We start from the raw sequence: 18,345 nt of genomic DNA, 5'->3' as shown, positions 1-18,345 counted from the left end.
TCACCGTTTTCCGGGATTCATCCTCCACTTGGACGGGAAATGTAAGTAACGACCTGTAGCTTTTTTCACGATCAACGACTAGATTAGATTTTTCGCGCCGCAGCTGCCGTCAGAGCAAGCGGCGGCATCCCGTTCTGGAGGGGATCTCATGACCACAATCAATGGCACCAGCGGCAACGACTCGCTACTCGGTGGCAGCGGCAACGACTCGATCAGCGGCGGCGCGGGCAATGACACGCTCGATGGCGGCGGGGGCATCGACACCCTCGTCGGCGGCTCCGGCAACGACACCTACTACGTCGACAACAGCAACGACAGCATTTCGGAGACGGGCAGCGACAAGGCCGACCTTGTCATCGCCTCGGCGGACTACACGCAGCCGCTGAACGTCGAGACCCTGTCGCTCGCCGCGGGCAGCGGCGCGCTGAAGGCGACGGGCAACTCGCAGGCCAACACGATCTTCGGCAACCAGAACGACAACACGATCGACGCGCTGGGCGGCAACGACACGATCGATGGCGGCACCGGCAACGACACCATCATCGGCGGGCTGGGCGCCGACGTGATGACGGGCGGCAGCGGCAACGACACCTTTCTCTACAAGGACTGGACGGAGTCGCCTTCCACCAGCGGCTGGGACAAGATCACGGACGCGACGTGGACGACGGTCTCGGCGACGGGCGACCACATCGACTTGAGGCTGCTCGACGGCGACACGGTCGGCGGCTCCTTCAAGGCGGGGACGTGGGGCAATTTCGACACACGGCTCACGTGGATCGCCACCAGCACGTTCGATACCCTCAACGCCGCGGGGCAGGTGCGCTACGACGGCACGACGGGCCTGGTGCTGGCGAGCAACGACGCCGACAGCTCGGCCGAATTCGCGATCGACGTGGGCAAGGGCTGGGACGGCAGCACGCCGAACCACATGATCGACGACCTGAAGAACATCCTGCAGCTGGATGATTTCACGGCGCCGACGCTCCACTGGAAATACGTGGGGCCGAGCGGCCCGGTCGACAACCTGGTCGGCTCCATCAACGAGAACGCGACGGGCACGCTGGTGGTGGTCACGAGCGTGGACGACACGAACGTCGCCTACACGCTGCAGCAGACGGGCGACTACAAGTACTTCAACGTCAACTCGGCAACGGGCACGGTCACGCTCACTTCGGGGCTCGACTACGAGAACCTCACCCACTCGCCGACCTACACGTTCACGCTGCTCGTCGCCGACCACCTCGGCAATTCGACCGCGGAGACGTTCACGCTGAACGTCAACAACCTGAACGATCTCCCGATCGTGTTCGATTCGGGCACCACGGCGGCGGTCAACGACCAGAGCGGCGCGAACCAGAGCGTCTACACGGCGCAGGCGCACGACGGCGACCATCTCGCCACCGTCACCTATTCGCTGCAATCGTCGGGCGACTACACGCACTTCACGATCGACGGCAGCACGGGCGTCGTGACGCTCAAGGACAACCCCGACTACACGCACGGGCAAAAGAGCTACACGTTCACCGTGGTCGCCGCCGACGGCGGGGCCGACACGCCGGTGACGCGCACCGTGACGCTCGACGTCAACGCCAACCCCACGGCAAACAACGACACGGCAAACGCAACCGAGGCCGGCACGTCCGCGGGCGTCAATCCTTCCGGAAACGTCCTCACCAACGACAGCGACCCCAACCTCGGCACGCTCAGCGTGTCGCAGGTGAACGGCTCGTCGGGCAATGTGGGCACTTCCGTGAGCAACGGACCCGGCTACGGCTCGGTCACGATCCAGTCCGACGGCAGCTACACCTACACCGTCAACAATGCGAACGTCGACGCCCTGAATGGGAGCGAAACACTCGTCGACACGTTCACCTACCAGGTGACCGACGGGCAGGGGGGATATGCCACCGCCACGCTCACCGTGACGATTCAAGGTGCGAACGACGCGCCGACCATCACGAGCGGCACGCAGACGGGCAGCGTGACGGAAGACGGCTCGCTCACCGCGAGCGGCCAGGTGACGGGCAGCGACGTGGACCACGGCGCGGTGCTCACGTACGGCGGCGGCAGCACGGGCACGTACGGCAGCCTGAGCGTGAACGCGACGACGGGCGCGTGGAGCTACACGCTCGACAACGCGAATCATCAGGACCTCGCGCAGGGCCAGACCTACATCGATACCTTCACCGTGACGGTGATGGATGAAAACAGCGCGAGCGCCACGCAGACCGTGACGGTCACCGTCAACGGCGCGAACGACGCGCCGACGATCACGAGCGGTGCGCAGACCGGCAGCGTCACGGAAGACGGCACGCTCACGGCGAGCGGGCAGGTGACCGGCAGCGATGTCGACCTGGGCGCGACGCTCAGCTACAGCGGCGGCGGTGCGGGCAGCTACGGATCGCTCGCGGTCAGCTCCACCAGCGGCGCCTGGACTTACACGCTGGCCAATTCGAGCCACCAGGATCTGGCGCAGGGCGAGAGCTTCACCGAGACCTTCACGGTCACGGTGACGGACGACCACAGCGCGAGCGCAACGCAGACGGTGACGATCACCGTGAATGGCGCGAACGACGCGCCGACCATCACGAGCGGCACCCAGACCGGCAGCGTGACGGAAGACGGCACGCTCACGGCGAGCGGGCAGGTGACGGGCAGCGACGTCGACCATGGCGCGACGCTCAGCTACAGCGGCGGTGGCGGCGGCTCTTATGGCAACCTCGCGCTGGACGCGACGACGGGCGCGTGGACCTATACGCTGAACAACGCCGGCCACCAGGACCTGGCGCAAGGCGAGAGCTTCACCGAAGTCTTCACCGTCACGGTGACGGACGAGCACAGTGCGAGCGCGACGCAGACGGTGACGATCACTGTCAACGGCGTGAACGATGCGCCGACCATCACGAGCGGCACGCAGACGGGCAGCGTGACCGAAGACGGCACGCTCACCGCCAGCGGCCAGGTGACGGGTAGCGACGTCGATCACGGCGCGACGCTCAGCTACAGCGGCGGCGGCACCGGCACGTACGGCAGCCTGTCGCTGAGCGCGACCAGCGGCGCCTGGAGCTACACGCTGGACAACGCGAGCCACCAGGACCTGGCGCAGGGCGAGAGCTTCACCGAGACGTTCACCGTCACGGTGGCGGACGAGCACAGCGCGAGCGCGACGCAGACGGTGACGATCACCGTCAACGGCACGAACGACGCACCGACCATCACGACCGGCGCGCAGACGGGCAGCGTGACGGAAGACGGCACGCTCACGGCGAGCGGCCAGATCGCCGGCAGCGATGTCGATCACGGTGCGACGCTGAGTTACGGCGGCAGCAGCACGGGCGCGTACGGCAGCCTCGCCGTGGACGCGACGACGGGCGCGTGGAGCTACACGCTGAACAACGCCAGCCACCAGGATCTGGCGCAAGGCGAGAGCCACACCGAAGTGTTCACGGTGAGCGTCACCGACGAACATGGCGCGAGCGCGACGCAGACGGTGACCGTTACCGTGAACGGCACGAACGACGCGCCGACGATCACGAGCGGTGCGCAGACCGGCAGCGTGACGGAAGACGGCACGCTCACGGCGAGCGGGCAGGTGACGGGCAGCGATGTCGACCAGGGCGCGACGCTCAGCTACGGCGGCAGCGCCGGCGGCACGTACGGCAGCATCGTGGTGGACGCGAGCACGGGTGCCTGGAACTACACGCTGGACAACGCGAGCCACCAGGACCTGGCGCAGGGCGAGAGCTTCACCGAGACGTTCACCGTTACGGTGACGGACGAGCACAGCGCGAGCGCGACGCAGACGGTGACGATCACGGTCAACGGCGCGAACGATGCACCGACCATCACGAGCGGAACGCAGACGGGCAGCGTGACGGAAGACGTCACGCTCACCGCGAGCGGGCAGGTCACCGGCAGCGACGTCGATCACAACGCGACGCTCGCCTACAGCGGCGGCGGCACCGGCATTTATGGCAGCCTCGTCGTCGACGTGACCACGGGCGCGTGGACCTACACGCTGGACAACGCGAATCATCAGGATCTGGCGCAGGGCGCAAGCTTCACGGAGACGTTCACGGTCACCGTGACGGACGAGCACAGCGCGAGCGCGACGCAGACGGTGACGATCACCGTCAACGGCACGAACGACGCGCCGGTGGCGCAGGACGACGTCGGCACGGCGATTGCCGGCGGGTCCGGCAACGGCCTCGACGCCACGGGCAACGTGCTCGCGAACGACACGGACGTCGACACGTCCCACACGAGCCTCGCGGTCACGGAAGTGAATGAACTCGCGGGCAATGTGGGCGCGGATGTCGACGGCTCCTACGGCGCCGTGACGATCGCCTCCGACGGCTCCTTCACGTATGTCGTCGACAACCAGAACCCGGACGTGCAGGCGCTCGGTGCGACCGACACGCTGATCGAAACCTTCACCTACCAGGTAAGCGACGGAGTGGGTGGATTCGACAGCGCCACGCTGACGGTGACGGTCGAGGGCGCCAACGACGCGCCGGTCGCCGCGGACGACGCCGGCTCCGCGACCGAGGCCGGTGTGGTGCCGGGCGAAGACGCGATCGGCAACGTGCTGGACAACGACACCGATCCCGACACGCCGCACGGCAACCTGTCGGTGACCGAGGTCGACGGCGCGGGCGCCAACGTTGGAACGGGTCTCGATGGCTCCTACGGGCAGATCACGCTCGAGAGCGACGGGTCTTACACGTACGTCGTGGACAACCTCGACGCCACGGTCGATGCGCTCAACAGCAGCGAGACACTGACCGATTCGTTCACGTACAAGGTGAGCGACGGGGCGGGCGGATTCGACACGGCCACACTCACGGTGACGATTCATGGTGCGAACGATGCGCCGACGATCACGAGCGGCCCGCAGACGGGCAGCGTCACCGAGGATGGCACGCTCACCGCGAGCGGGCAGGTGACCGGCAGCGACGTGGACGACGGCGCGACGCTCAGCTACGGCGGCAGCGCGGGCGGCGTCTACGGCAACATCGCGATCGACGCGAGCACGGGGGCGTGGACCTACACGCTCGACAACGCGAACCACCAGGACCTCGCGCAAGGCGAGAGCTTCACCGAGTCATTCACGGTGACCGTGACGGACGAACATGGTGCGAGCGCGACGCAGACGGTGACCGTCACCGTGAACGGCGCGAACGATGCGCCGACGATCACGAGCGGCACGCAGATGGGCAGCGTGACGGAAGACCTCACGCTCACCGCGAGCGGGCAGGTGACCGGCAGCGACGTGGACCATGGAGCGACGCTCGGCTACAGCGGCACGGCGGCCGGTGCCTACGGCAGCTTCGCGGTGGACGCGAGCACGGGCGCGTGGAGCTACACCCTCGACAACGGCGTGAACGGCCAGTCCGTCCCGGTGCAGCAGCTCGCGGTGGACGAGACCGTGATCGAGACCTTCACGGTGACGGTGAGCGACGAGCACGGCGCGAGCACGACCGAGACGGTCACCGTGACCATCCATGGGACGAACGACGACCCGACGCTCACGGCCGACTCTTCCGGCACCGTGAGCGAAGGCGACGACAACCCGGGCGCGCGCACGACCTTCGGCGACGTGACTTATGGCGATGTCGACGCGACCGACGAGCCGACGGTAAGCGTGAGCGCGGCCACGTATGGCACCGCGAGCCTCGTGGGCAACGCTTCCGGCACGCTGCTCGTGCCCGTGGGCACGCAGAACGATTCCGGCCGCACGATGGTGACGGATGGCGACGGCCGCATGGTCGTGGCCGGATGGAGCAGCGTGGGCGGCACGAACGAATTCAGCGTCGTGCGCCTGCACTCGGACGGCAGCCTCGATACGACGTTCGGCGGCGGCACCGGCAAGGTGCTCTTGCCCGTGGGATCGGGCGACGCCGAGTCCTACGCACTCGCGATCCAGTCGGACGGCAGGATCGTGCTGGGCGGCCAGGCCTCCAACGGCACCAACGACGACTTCGTCGTCACGCGGCTCAATGCGGACGGGTCGGTGGACGACACGTTCGGCGTCAGCGGCACCGTGACCCTGCCGATGGGGAGCTCGGACGACGGCGTGAGCACGCTGGAAATCCAGTCGGACGGCAAGATCCTGCTCGGGGGCTACGACAACGGGCATGGCCACGCGCAGCTCGTGCGGCTGAACGGCGACGGCTCGATCGATGCGGACTTCGGCACGGGAGGCATCGTTTCGGTGGCGGCCACGAACATCGCGTCGCTGGTGCTGGTCGCCGGCGGCGACATCCTCGTGGGCGGCTACGCCGGCTACGGGCCAAGCCGCGATTTCACGGTGCTGCGCTACAACTCGGACGGGTCGCCCGACACGTCGCTCGGCGGCACCGGCCAGGTGACCGTGCCGGTGGGCTCGTCGGACGACGTGCTCTCATCGCTCGACGTCCAGACGAACGGCAAGCTCGTGCTGTCCGGGTATGCGTCCAACGGCGGCAACTACGACTTCGCCGTCGTGCGGCTCGATTCGAACGGCGCGCTCGACACCAGCTTCGGCGGCACGGGCAAGGTGATCGTGCCGATCGGTGGCGGCGACGACTTCGGCGCCAGCGCCGTGATCCAGCCGGACGGCAAGATCGTCGTCGCCGGCCATAGCTTCAACGGCACGGACTACGACATGGCCGTGATCCGCCTGAATTCGGACGGCACGCTCGACACGTCATTCAATGGCACGGGCAAGGTGCTGATCGACATCGGAAGCGGCAACGACTTCGTGTTCTCCGTCTCGCTGGACGGCGAAGGGCGGATCGTGCTCACCGGCTCCGGCGACGCCGGCGCCAACAACGACTTCGCGCTCGCGCGGCTCCATCCGGACGGCTCGCTCGACACCACGTTCGGTGTGGGCGGCGGCGTGTCGGACTGGGAGTACACCGTGAACGACAGCGGCGCCGTGGACGCGCTCGGTGTCGGCGAGACGCTCACCGACAGCTTCACGGTGACGGTGGACGACCACCATGGCGGTGAAGCCACGCAGGTGGTGACGATCACGATCAACGGCACGAACGACGAGCCGACGATCACGAGCGGGGCGCAATCGGGCCAGGTTCAGGAAGACACCACGCTCGTGGCGAGCGGCCAGGTGACGGCGAGCGACGTCGACAGCGACGACACGCTGGCCTATACCGGCAACGCGACCGGCAGCTACGGCATCTTCGCCGTCGACGACAGTACCGGCGCGTGGACCTATACCCTGCAAAACGGCACGGACAACACGAACAATCCGGTGCAGGTCCTCGCCGAGGGGGAGACCGTGAGCGAGACCTTCACGGTGACGGTGAGCGACGGCAACGGCGGCAACGCCACCCAGACGGTGACGGTCACGGTGGAAGGCCTCAACGACGCGCCGTGGATCAATCCGGACACGAGCGACATCGCCGGAACGGTCCAGGAGGACAACGGCGTGGTGGGAACGGGCACCGAGGGCGGCAGCGTCGGGACGCTGGGCACGCTCGTGTTCCGTGACGTGGACAACGGCGCGTCGCACACGGCGCACGTGGTGGGCGCGGAGCCGGTCGACTACGTGGGCACGTTCTCCCTGAACGGGACTGTCAGCGAAGACGAGGGCTACGGCGGCTCGCAAGTGTGGCATTTCGACGTCGACAACAGCGAGATCGAGCATCTGGGCCAGGGCGACACGCTGGTGCAGACGTACACGGTGGAGATCGACGACGAGTTGAGCGCGAGCGGAACCCAGACGGTCACGATCACGATCCAGGGGACCAACGACGCGCCGACGATCACGAGCGATCCGCAGACGGGCAGCGTGACGGAGGACGGGCCGATCACGGCGAGCGGCCAGGTGATGGGCAGCGACGTCGATGACGGCGCGGTGCTCGGCTACGCCGGCGGCGGCGCGGGTTCCTATGGCAGCCTGGCCGTCGATGCGACGACGGGTGCGTGGACCTATACGCTGGACAACGCGAACCACCAGGACCTGGCGCAGGGCCAGAGCTTCACCGAGACCTTCACCGTCACGGTGACGGACGAGCACAGCGCGAGCGCGACGCAGACGGTGACGATCACGGTCAACGGCACGAACGACGCGCCTGTGGCGCAGGACGACAGCGGCACGGCGCTTGCCAACGGGTCCGGCAATGGCTTCGACGCCACGGGCAACGTTCTTGCGAACGACACGGACGTCGACACGTCCCACGCGAGCCTCACGGTGACGGAAGTGAACGAGCTCGCGGGCAACGTAGGCGCGGCCGTCGACGGCTCCTACGGCGCCGTGACGATCGCATCCGACGGCTCGTACACGTACGTCGTCGACAACGACAACCCGGCCGTGCAGGGGCTCGGCACGTCCGACACGCTGATCGAATCGTTCACCTATCAGGTGAGCGATGGGTTGGGTGGATTCGACTCCGCGACGCTCACGGTGACGATCGAGGGTGCCAACGATGGGCCGGTGGCCGCGGACGACTCCGGCAGCGCTATCGAGGCTGGTGTGGTGCCCGGCGAAGACGCGATCGGCAACGTGCTGGACAACGATACCGATCCCGACACGCCGCATTCCGGTCTCTCGGTCACCGAAGTCGATGGCGTCTCGAACAATGTGGGATCTTCCGTCACGGCTGCCTATGGCAGCGTGACGGTCAACAGTGACGGGTCGTACACCTATGTCGTGGATGACGCCGATGCGGCGGTGGATGCGCTGCATCACAGCACCGACACGCTGACCGACACGTTCACCTACACGGTGGCCGATGCGGATGGAGCGAGCGACACGGCGCAGCTCACGATCACGATCCACGGTGCGAACGATGCACCGGTGGGCGTGGACGATAGCGGCAGCGCGACCGAAGACGGCGCGGTGGCGGGCGAAGACGCGATGGGCAACGTGTTGCTCAACGACACGGACGTGGACGCGGGCGACAGCCGCAGCGTGAGCGCAGTCAGTGGCTCCAGCGATGACGTCGGGGTGGAGGTCACGGGGTTGCACGGAACGCTGACCCTGAACAGCGACGGCAGCTACGACTACGCGGTAAACAACGCGGATGCGGCGGTGGATGCGCTGCATCACAGCACGGACACGCTGACCGACACCTTCACCTACACGGTGGCCGATGCGGATGGCGCGAGCGACACGGCGCAACTCACGATCACGATCCACGGTGCGAACGACGCGCCGGTGGGTGTGGACGACAGCGGAAGCGCGATCGAAGCGGGCGTGGTGCCTGGCGAAGACGCGATGGGCAACGTGCTGCTGAACGACACGGACGTGGACACGGGCGACACGCGCAGCGTGAGCGCGGTCACGGGCGGCACGCTTGGCACGGGCCTGGCGGGTACGCACGGAACGCTGACCCTGAACAGCGACGGCAGCTACGACTACGCGGTGAACAACGCGGATGCGGCGGTGGATGCGCTGCACCACTCCACGGACACGCTGACTGACACGTTCACCTACACGGTGGCCGATGCGGATGGCGCGAGCGACACGGCGCAACTCACGATCACGATCCACGGCGCGAACGATGCGCCGGTGGGTGTGGACGACAGCGGCAGCGCGACCGAAGCTGGGGCGGCGCCGGGTTCGGATGCGACCGGCAACGTGCTCGGTAACGACACCGATGTGGACGCGGGCGACAGCAAGAGCGTGAGCGCGGTCACGGGCGGCACGCTGGGCACGGGCCTGACGGGCTCGCACGGCACGCTGACCTTGAACAGCGACGGCAGCTACACCTACGTGGTGAACAACGCGGATGCCGCGGTGGATGCGCTGCACCACTCCACCGACACGCTGACCGACACCTTCACCTACACGGTGGCCGATGCCGATGGGGCGAGCGACACGGCGCAGCTGACGATCACGATCCATGGTGCCAACGATGCGCCGGTGGGCGTGGACGACAGCGGCAGCGCGACCGAAGACGGCGCGGTGGCGGGCGAAGACGCGATGGGCAACGTGTTGCTCAACGACACGGACGTGGACGCGGGCGACAGCCGCAGCGTGAGCGCAGTCAGCGGCTCCAGCGATGACGTCGGGGTGGAGGTCACGGGGTTGCACGGAACGCTGACCCTGAACAGCGACGGCAGCTACGACTACGCGGTGAACAACGCGGATGCGGCGGTGGATGCGCTGCACCACTCCACGGACACGCTGACCGACGCGTTCACCTACACGGTGGCCGATGCGGATGGCGCGAGCGACACGGCGCAACTCACGATCACGATCCATGGTGCGAACGACGCGCCGGTAGGTGTGGACGACAGCGGAAGCGCGATCGAAGCGGGCGTGGTGCCTGGCGAAGACGCGATGGGCAACGTGCTGCTGAACGACACCGATGTGGACACGGGCGACAGCAAGAGCGTGAGCGCGGTAAACGGCACTGGCGGCAACGTGGGCACCGGCGTGGCAGGCACGCACGGCACGCTGACCCTGAACAGCGACGGCAGCTACGACTACGTGGTGAACAACGCGGACACCGCGGTGGACGCGCTGCATCACAGCACCGATACGCTGACCGACACGTTCACCTACACGGTGGCCGATGCGGATGGCGCGAGCGACACGGCGCAGCTGACGATCACGATCCATGGTGCCAACGATGCACCGGTGGGCGTGGACGACAGCGGTAGCGCGACCGAAGCGGGTGTGGCGCCGGGCTCGAATGGGACCGGCAACGTGCTCGGTAACGACACCGATGTGGACACGGGCGACAGCAAGAGCGTGAGCGCGGTGGGGGGCTCCAGCGGCAACGTGGGCACGGGCCTGGCGGGCTCGCACGGCACGCTGACCTTGAACAGCGACGGCAGCTACACCTACGTGGTGAACAACGCCGATGCGGCGGTGGATGCGCTGCATCACAGCACGGACACGCTGACCGACACGTTCACCTACACGGTGGCCGATGCGGATGGCGCGAGCGACACGGCGCAACTCACGATCACCATCCACGGCGCGAACGACGCTCCGGTGGCGTTCGATGACGGCGCGTCGGCGTTCGAAGACGGAGTGAACGACGGCCAAGAAGCATCGGGCAACGTGCTCACCAACGACGACGACGTCGACAACAGCGCGAGCGAGCTGAGCGTGAGCGCGGTCAACGGCGCGGGCGGGAATGTGGGAAGCGAAGTCGCGGGCAGCTATGGCGTCGTGACGATCGGCGCCGACGGGACCTTTACCTACTCCGTCGACGACGAAAACCCGCTGGTGGATGCGCTCAATGCGGGCGATTCGCTGACCGACACGTTCACCTACACCGTGAGCGACGGCGACGGCGGCTTCGACAGCGCAACGCTCACGATCTCGATCTTCGGCGCCAACGACGCCCCGACCATCCTCACCGCCGACACCACCGGCTTCGTCCAGGAGGACCTCACCCTCACCGCCACCGGCTCGATCACCGGCCACGATGCCGACAGCGGCGGCCTTTCCTACCTGGGCGGCGGCGCGAGCTCCTACGGCACCTTCTCGATCGACTCGAGCACCGGCCACTGGACCTACACGCTCGCCAACGGCACCGACGGCGTGGACTCCATCGTCCAGGACCTCGCCGAAGGCGAAATCCACACGGAAATCTACACGGTGACCGTGAGCGACGGCGAAGGCGGCTTCGTCACGCAGTCCGTGACGATCACGATCGCGGGCCACAACGACGCGCCCGTCGGCGCGGACGACTTCAACGCCGTCACCGAAGGCAGCGCGACAGCCGTCACCGGCGACTTGCTTGTCAACGACAGCGACATCGACCACAGCCACACGCTGACCATCACCCTCGTGAACGACTCGTCCGTCCCGACCTCGACCAGCAGCGAGGTCGCCGGCGAATACGGCACGCTCTCGATCAACCAGGACGGCTCGTACAGCTACCTCCTCGACAACGGCAACGACATCGTGAAGTCGCTCACCTCGGGCGACTCGATCGAGGACCTGTTCCAGTACGTCGTGAGCGACGAGCACGGCGCCACCGGCATCGCGACGCTCACGATCACGATCAACGGCACCGACAGCGATCCGACGGCCGTCGCGGACGCGGGCGATGCCTACGAAGCCGGCACGCTCGCGGTGGGCATGGGCGCCATGGGCAACGTGCTCGACAACGACAGCGACCCCGACAACGGCGCCTCCGATCTCTTCGTGAGCGCCGTCGACGGCGACGACAGTCTCGTGGGCGCGGTCGTGGACGGCGCGTTCGGCACGATCCTGATCCACGCCGACGGCAGCTACGCCTACAGCGTCGACAACGACAACGAAACCGTCGATGCCCTGAACGTCGGAGACATGCTGACCGACACGTTCACGTACACCGTGGACGACGGCCACGGCGGCTCCGGCACGGCGTCGATCGTGATCACGATCCACGGCGCCGACGACGCGCCGACGCTCGCGACCATCGAGAGTGCGCCGACCTTCACGGACACGTCGGGCACCGACACGTTCGCGGATATCTCGGGCACGCTCGTGGGCACGGACGTCGACAACCCATCGCTCACCTACAGCGTCGCGGGCCAGTCGAGCGGCGATACGCTCGAGGGCTACGACGTGTCGGTGGCGAGCGCGTACGGCCGCCTGTACCTGAACACCGCCAACGGCGACTACCTCTTCGCCCCGGATTCGGCGGCGATCAACGCGCTGCACAACAGCGTCTTCGACACGGTGACCTTCAATGTCTCCGTGAGCGACGGCACGTTCAGCGATTCCAAGTCGATCGCCATCCACGTGGTCGGCGTGAACGACGCGCCGATCGTGGACACCGTCGAGGCGCTCGCCTACGGCGACACCGGCGCCTACGACGACTTCGACGACGCCAGGGGCACCATCACCGCGAGCGACGTCGACTCGACGATCCAGAGCTACTCCCTGAGCGGCGCGAGCGGCTCCAGCGGCAGCGACGTCTATCGCACGGGCACCTACGGCACGCTCCACGTGAACATGTCGACGGGCGCCTATTCGTACGTGGCGAACGACGACGCCATGAACGGCCTCGGCGAGGGCCAGTCCGCGAGCGAAACGTTCACGCTGTCCGCCTACGACGGCGCCATCGCGGCGTCGGCGACGCTCACCGTCACCATCACGGGCGCCAACGACGCGCCGGTGCTCACGGCACCCGCGTCCGCATCCCTGCACGACACGCCCGCCAACGATGTCTTCGGCATCGTGAGCGGCACGCTGGTGGCGAGCGACGCGGATGCGCTGCACGTCCTCAGCTACAGCGTCTCGGACGCGGACAACGACACCTTGCAGGGCTTCGACCAGGCCGTGGCGACGCCTTACGGCACGCTGCACCTGAACGCGTCCGACGGCAGCTACCAGTTCATCGCGGACGATGCCGCCATCAACGCGCTCAACGCAGGCGAGAACCCGGTGCTCGTGTTCGACATGACCGTGAGCGACGAGCACGGGGCGAGCGACACGAAGCAGCTCGTCATCGACATCACCGGCGCCAACGACTTCCCGACGCTTTCGGTGGGCGGTCCGCTCACCATTGCCGATACGTCCGACGGCGACGCGTTCGACAGCGGGGACTTCACGGGGACAGCCACCGCGGGGCCCGGCACGACATTCACCCTGCCCGATGGCGTCTTCACGGGCGATGAGGACTACGACTGGTCGCAGACGAGCGTCTACGGCACGCTGTACCTGAACTCGGGCACGGGCGCCTACATGTTCGACCCGAGCGACGCGACCATCAACGCGTTGCAGGCCGGCTCCAACCCGCAGGTGAGCTTCCCGATCCGGGCCGACAACGGCGCGACGAGCGAGACGCAGAACCTGGCCGTCCTCATCACCGGGGCGAACGACACGCCGATTCTCGCGGCGGTGCCGGGCGCCACGGTCTCCGACACGGCCGCCAACGACGCGTTCGCCAACGTGACCGGCTCGCTGCACGTGACCGACGTGGATTCGGGAACGCTCCACCACCAGATCGTCGGCGCCACGCCGGACAGCTTCCTGCCGGGCTACACGATGTCGTTCGCGGGAACGTACGGCCGGCTGTACCTGAACGAAATGTCCGGCGCGTATCTCTACGATCCCAACGAGATGACGATCAACGGCCTGCCGGCCGGGTCCGACCTCTCGGACGTTTTCAACCTGGTCGCCTCCGACGGGTCCAGCCAGTCCAGCCAGCAGACGCTCACGATCACGGTGCACCCGGTCGACGACGCGCCGATCGTTCTCACCCCGCCTGCGATCACCCCCTACGGCGTGTCGTTCGCGGTGGCGGACGTGGACACGTCCGGCCTCACCCTCACGGGCGCGTTCTCGTCGCATCCGGTCTCCAACGGCGGCACGACCAGCCTTTCGAATTCGGCGATCAGCGTCGAAAGCGGCCTGCTGCAGGTGACGGATGGCACCACCTCGACGTCGCTCGGGCTGTACCTCGCGTTCGGCACGCCCGGCGACGAGTCGATCGGCACGGCGGGCAGCATCCCGCAGGCGCTGTACGGCGCGGGCGGCAACGACACGCTCTCCGGCGGCTCGGGCAGCGACTTCATCGATGGCGGCAACGGCGCGGACATCCTCACCGGCAACGCGGGCATCGATACGTTCTACTTCTCGGCCGGCGACTCCACGCTCGCCCTCGGCGGCAGCGGCAACGCGGGAACCGTCACGGGCTACGACGTCATCACCGACTTCAAGCTCGGGGGCACCGACCGCATCGATCTGAGCGGCTCGATCACGCTCGCGGCGACGACGAGCGGGTTCAACGGAGCGGATTCGTCGCTCACGGTGGGCGGCCACCACATCATGAGCGACCGCGTGGCGGCCAACGGCGTGATGTCGTTCGACGACCAGAACACGTTCTCCGCCGCGCTTTCGCTCACCACGCCCGCGGCGGTGGCCGCCGCGGTGGACTACCTGCAGGCGAACGACATCGGCAATGCGGGAACGACCGTGGTGTTCCTCGCGAAGTTCGGGTCCACGAATCACACGTTCCTGTTCACACAGGGCACGGACGATGGCAGCGCCAACGGTCTGGATGTGCTCGTGGATCTGGTGGGGGTGAACGCGGTCAACGGCATCACGCTCGGTGGGGCGGTCCTGAACGCGGTGACGATCGTGTAGAGAAACCTTGGAAGTATCACGTGGCCGCTCTGCCCATCGGGGAGGGCGGCCACGGCAAAGGGCGCGCCGCGAGGCGCGGTTTGAAGTAACCGGCAACCTTGCGTTGCGGAGGAGCAGTGAATGGCCATCTATAACGGTTCCGATCTCAAGAATGACAATCTCACCGGCTCGTCGGGGGCGGACACCATCGACGGCAAGGCCGGCAACGACACGCTGTCGGGGGGCGCCGGTGACGACACCCTGATCGGAGGGACCGGCGTCGATTCGATGTCGGGCGGCTCCGGCAACGACACGTACTACGTCGACAATATCGCCGACAAGGTGGTGGAGACGGGTTCGGACACGAAGGACGTCGTCTTCACGACCGTGAGCTACACGCAGCCGCTGAACGTCGAGACGATGACGCTGCAGGACGCGGGCGGCGCCATCAGCGGCACCGGCAACTCGCTTGCCAACACGATGAACGGCAACGCGAGCGCCAACCTCCTCGACGGCCTGGCCGGCAACGACATCATCGACGGCAAGGGCGGCAACGACATGATCGTGGGCGGCCTGGGCGTGGACAGCCTGACCGGGGGCAGCGGCAACGACACGTTCACGTACTACTCGTACAACGAATCGCCCGCGACCAGCAACCAGTGGGACACGATCGTCGACCTGGGCGACGGCGCTTCCAAGAACGCGAACGACCGCATCGACGTGTCGCAGCTCGACCCGAACGTGGTCGACGGCAGCTACATCGTGGGCGGGCCGAACTTCTTCTCGGCCGGCAGCGGCGGCATCTACGACTACGGCGCGGGCGGGCCGCACACGGGCTTCTCGTGGATCGGCAGCAGCTCCTTCCATGCCAACATGCCCGGCGAGGCGCGCTACGACCCCGGCACCGGGCTCGTGCAACTCAGCAACGACAACGACGTGGAACCGGAGTTCGCGGTCTTCGTCGGCAAGGGGCTGAGCGTCGACTGGGTCTACCAGCACCTGATCATCCAGGACGACATCGGCCCGACCTTCACCACCCCCGGCCCGGCGACCAACCCCATCGTCGAGAACACCGGCAAGGGCGTGACGGTGTACGACGCGAACACCGACGACCCGAGGACGACCTTCGAGCTCGGAGGCGAGGACTCGGGCCTCTTCAACATCAATTCCGTGACCGGCGTGGTCACGCTGAAGGACAACGTCGACTACGAAGCGTCCGACGGCGGCAAGTATCACTTCACCGTGATCGCCATCGACCATGCGGGCAACCAGACCACGAGCGACGTGCTGGACCTGAACGTGATCGACGCGGACGAATTCCATCCCGTGTTCTCGCTGGGCGGGGAAGACACGTCGAGCGCCTCCCTGTGCGAAACGAACTCCGGCCTGAGCGCGAGCGGCACCGTGACGGTGACCGACGGCGATCCGACCGACGAAGTGCACGTGAGCGTCGAGTCGGTCACGCACGACGGTCCGAGCGGCGGGCTGTGCGACTACGACTTCCTGTCGTATTTCTCGGCCTCCGGCGGCTACGTCGATGCCGACGGCGAGCAGAGCAACATCGAATGGACCTTCGATTCGGGCTGCGAGGCGTTCGACTTCCTCGCGTGCGGCGAAACGCTGGAGCTCACGTACACGCTGCACGCGGTGGACAACGGCGTGATCGGCGGGCCGCTCGGATCGACCGAGGATCAGACCGTCACGGTCACGATCCACGGCAAGAACGACGCCCCCGAAATCACCTGCGGCCCCTACATCGACGCCCATGGTGTGCATTTCACCGTGGTGGACCCCGACGATGGCGCGGAGCTCTCGTACTCGGCGCCCTTCTGCGAGCTTCCCGGGCCGGACAACGGCTGCCCGACGACGCTTGCCCCCTGTGAGCAGGACGAGGTGCTTGCCGGGCAGCTCAGCGTGACGGACGGCTACACGTCCACGGACGTCGGCGTGTTCGTCGGCCTCGGAACGAGCGGGGGCGACACCATCGAAAGCGAAGGATGCGATCCGGCCGGCCTCTGGGGATTCGGCGGCAACGACCGGCTGACCGGCGGCGAGGATGACGACGTCCTGGTCGGCGGCACCGGGCGCGACACGATGTCGGGCGGCGATGGCTGCGACACCTTCTACCTCGCCGACGGCGACTTCTCGAACAACGAACGCATCGACGGCGGCGACGGCGAAGACCAGGTGGTGCTCACCGGCTACGGCGTCACCGTGGATTTCGACCACGGCGTTCTCTCCAACGTCGAGACGCTTGCGGGCAGCTGCGGCGAAGACGTGGTCACCGTGTCCGCGGACCAGTGGGAATCGTTGAACAAGATCGATCTCGCCGACGGCGAGGACACGCTGAACGTCTCCGTCGTCGGCATCGAAACGCTGAACGACACGCCTCAGGTCTGCAGCGTGGAAAACGGCAGTCTGCTGGGCTCGGTGATCACGGACGTGGTGACGCTCTCGGGCGAGCAGCTCGACTCGATCGTGCGCGGCGACGGCGTGATCAACCTGGACGGCGGGCTGCTCGACACACTGTTCATCACGTCGACCTCGGCGGCGCTGAACCAGCTCGGCTCGAGCTCCGATGCGGGCGTGAACGGCGTGGAAATCATCACCGCCGAGAACGCGAGCGCCGGCGTGACGATCGACCTGTCGGCCCAGACCGAAGGCTTCGTCGTCACGGGCAGCGACTATGCGGACCGGCTCATCCTCGGCAGCGGCGATGACTGGATCACGGGCGGAAAGGGCGCCGACACGATCACCGGCAGCAGCGGGGACGACAGGTTCTTCTACGATCACGGCGACACGGTGCTCAGCTACGGCGGCGGGGTGTTGTCCGGCTTCGACGTCATTCAGGACGGCTTCCAGCTCGGCACGTCCAACGACGTGATCGACTTCGAGGGGGTCGCCTACAAGGCGGCGAGCACGTCGGGCAAGAACGGCACGGATTCGACGCTCACGATCGCCGGCCAGACCGTGAAGAGCCACGCGATCGACGGCAACGGAGTGATCCACTTCGACGACGCGGACACGTATTCGGCGGGTCTGGCGCTCACCTCGGCATCGGACGTGGCGGCGGTCGTGCAGTATCTGCAGAACAACAACATCGACACGAACGTGATCTTCCTCGGCTACCAGAAGGGCGGCACGGTGATGTTCTCGGCCGACATCGACGCCGTGCATCACAGCTACGTCTACATCCAGGGCTCCAACACCGGCACCGACAACTCGGCCGATATCCTGATCGATCTCGAAGGCGTGAACGCGGCCGGCATCGTCTCGCTGATCGGGGACAACAGCTCGAAGATCGCGGTGGTCTAGCAGCCGCC

2 protein-coding genes are annotated in these 18,345 nt (G+C 66.9%); both read left to right on the top strand.

Annotated elements, in window-relative coordinates; all coding sequences use genetic code 11:
• Nucleotides 1–148: 148 nt before the first annotated feature.
• Nucleotides 149–15,043: a VCBS domain-containing protein gene (locus VHA82_RS00575; RefSeq protein ID WP_325539179.1), complete on the top strand. Its 14,895-nt coding sequence runs from the start codon at nucleotides 149–151 to the stop codon at nucleotides 15,041–15,043.
• Between the two features lie 120 nt (nucleotides 15,044–15,163).
• Nucleotides 15,164–18,337 carry a cadherin domain-containing protein gene (locus VHA82_RS00570; protein ID WP_325539177.1) on the top strand — a complete coding sequence of 1,058 codons (3,174 nt, stop codon included), beginning with the start codon at nucleotides 15,164–15,166 and terminating at the stop codon, nucleotides 18,335–18,337.
• Nucleotides 18,338–18,345: the final 8 nt, after the last annotated feature.

This window comes from Ramlibacter sp. (assembly GCF_035548915.1).
Taxonomy (GTDB): domain Bacteria; phylum Pseudomonadota; class Gammaproteobacteria; order Burkholderiales; family Burkholderiaceae_C; genus Ramlibacter.
The sequence above is the reverse complement of the archived record's forward strand: the minus strand, read 5'-3'. Positions and strand labels throughout refer to the sequence as shown.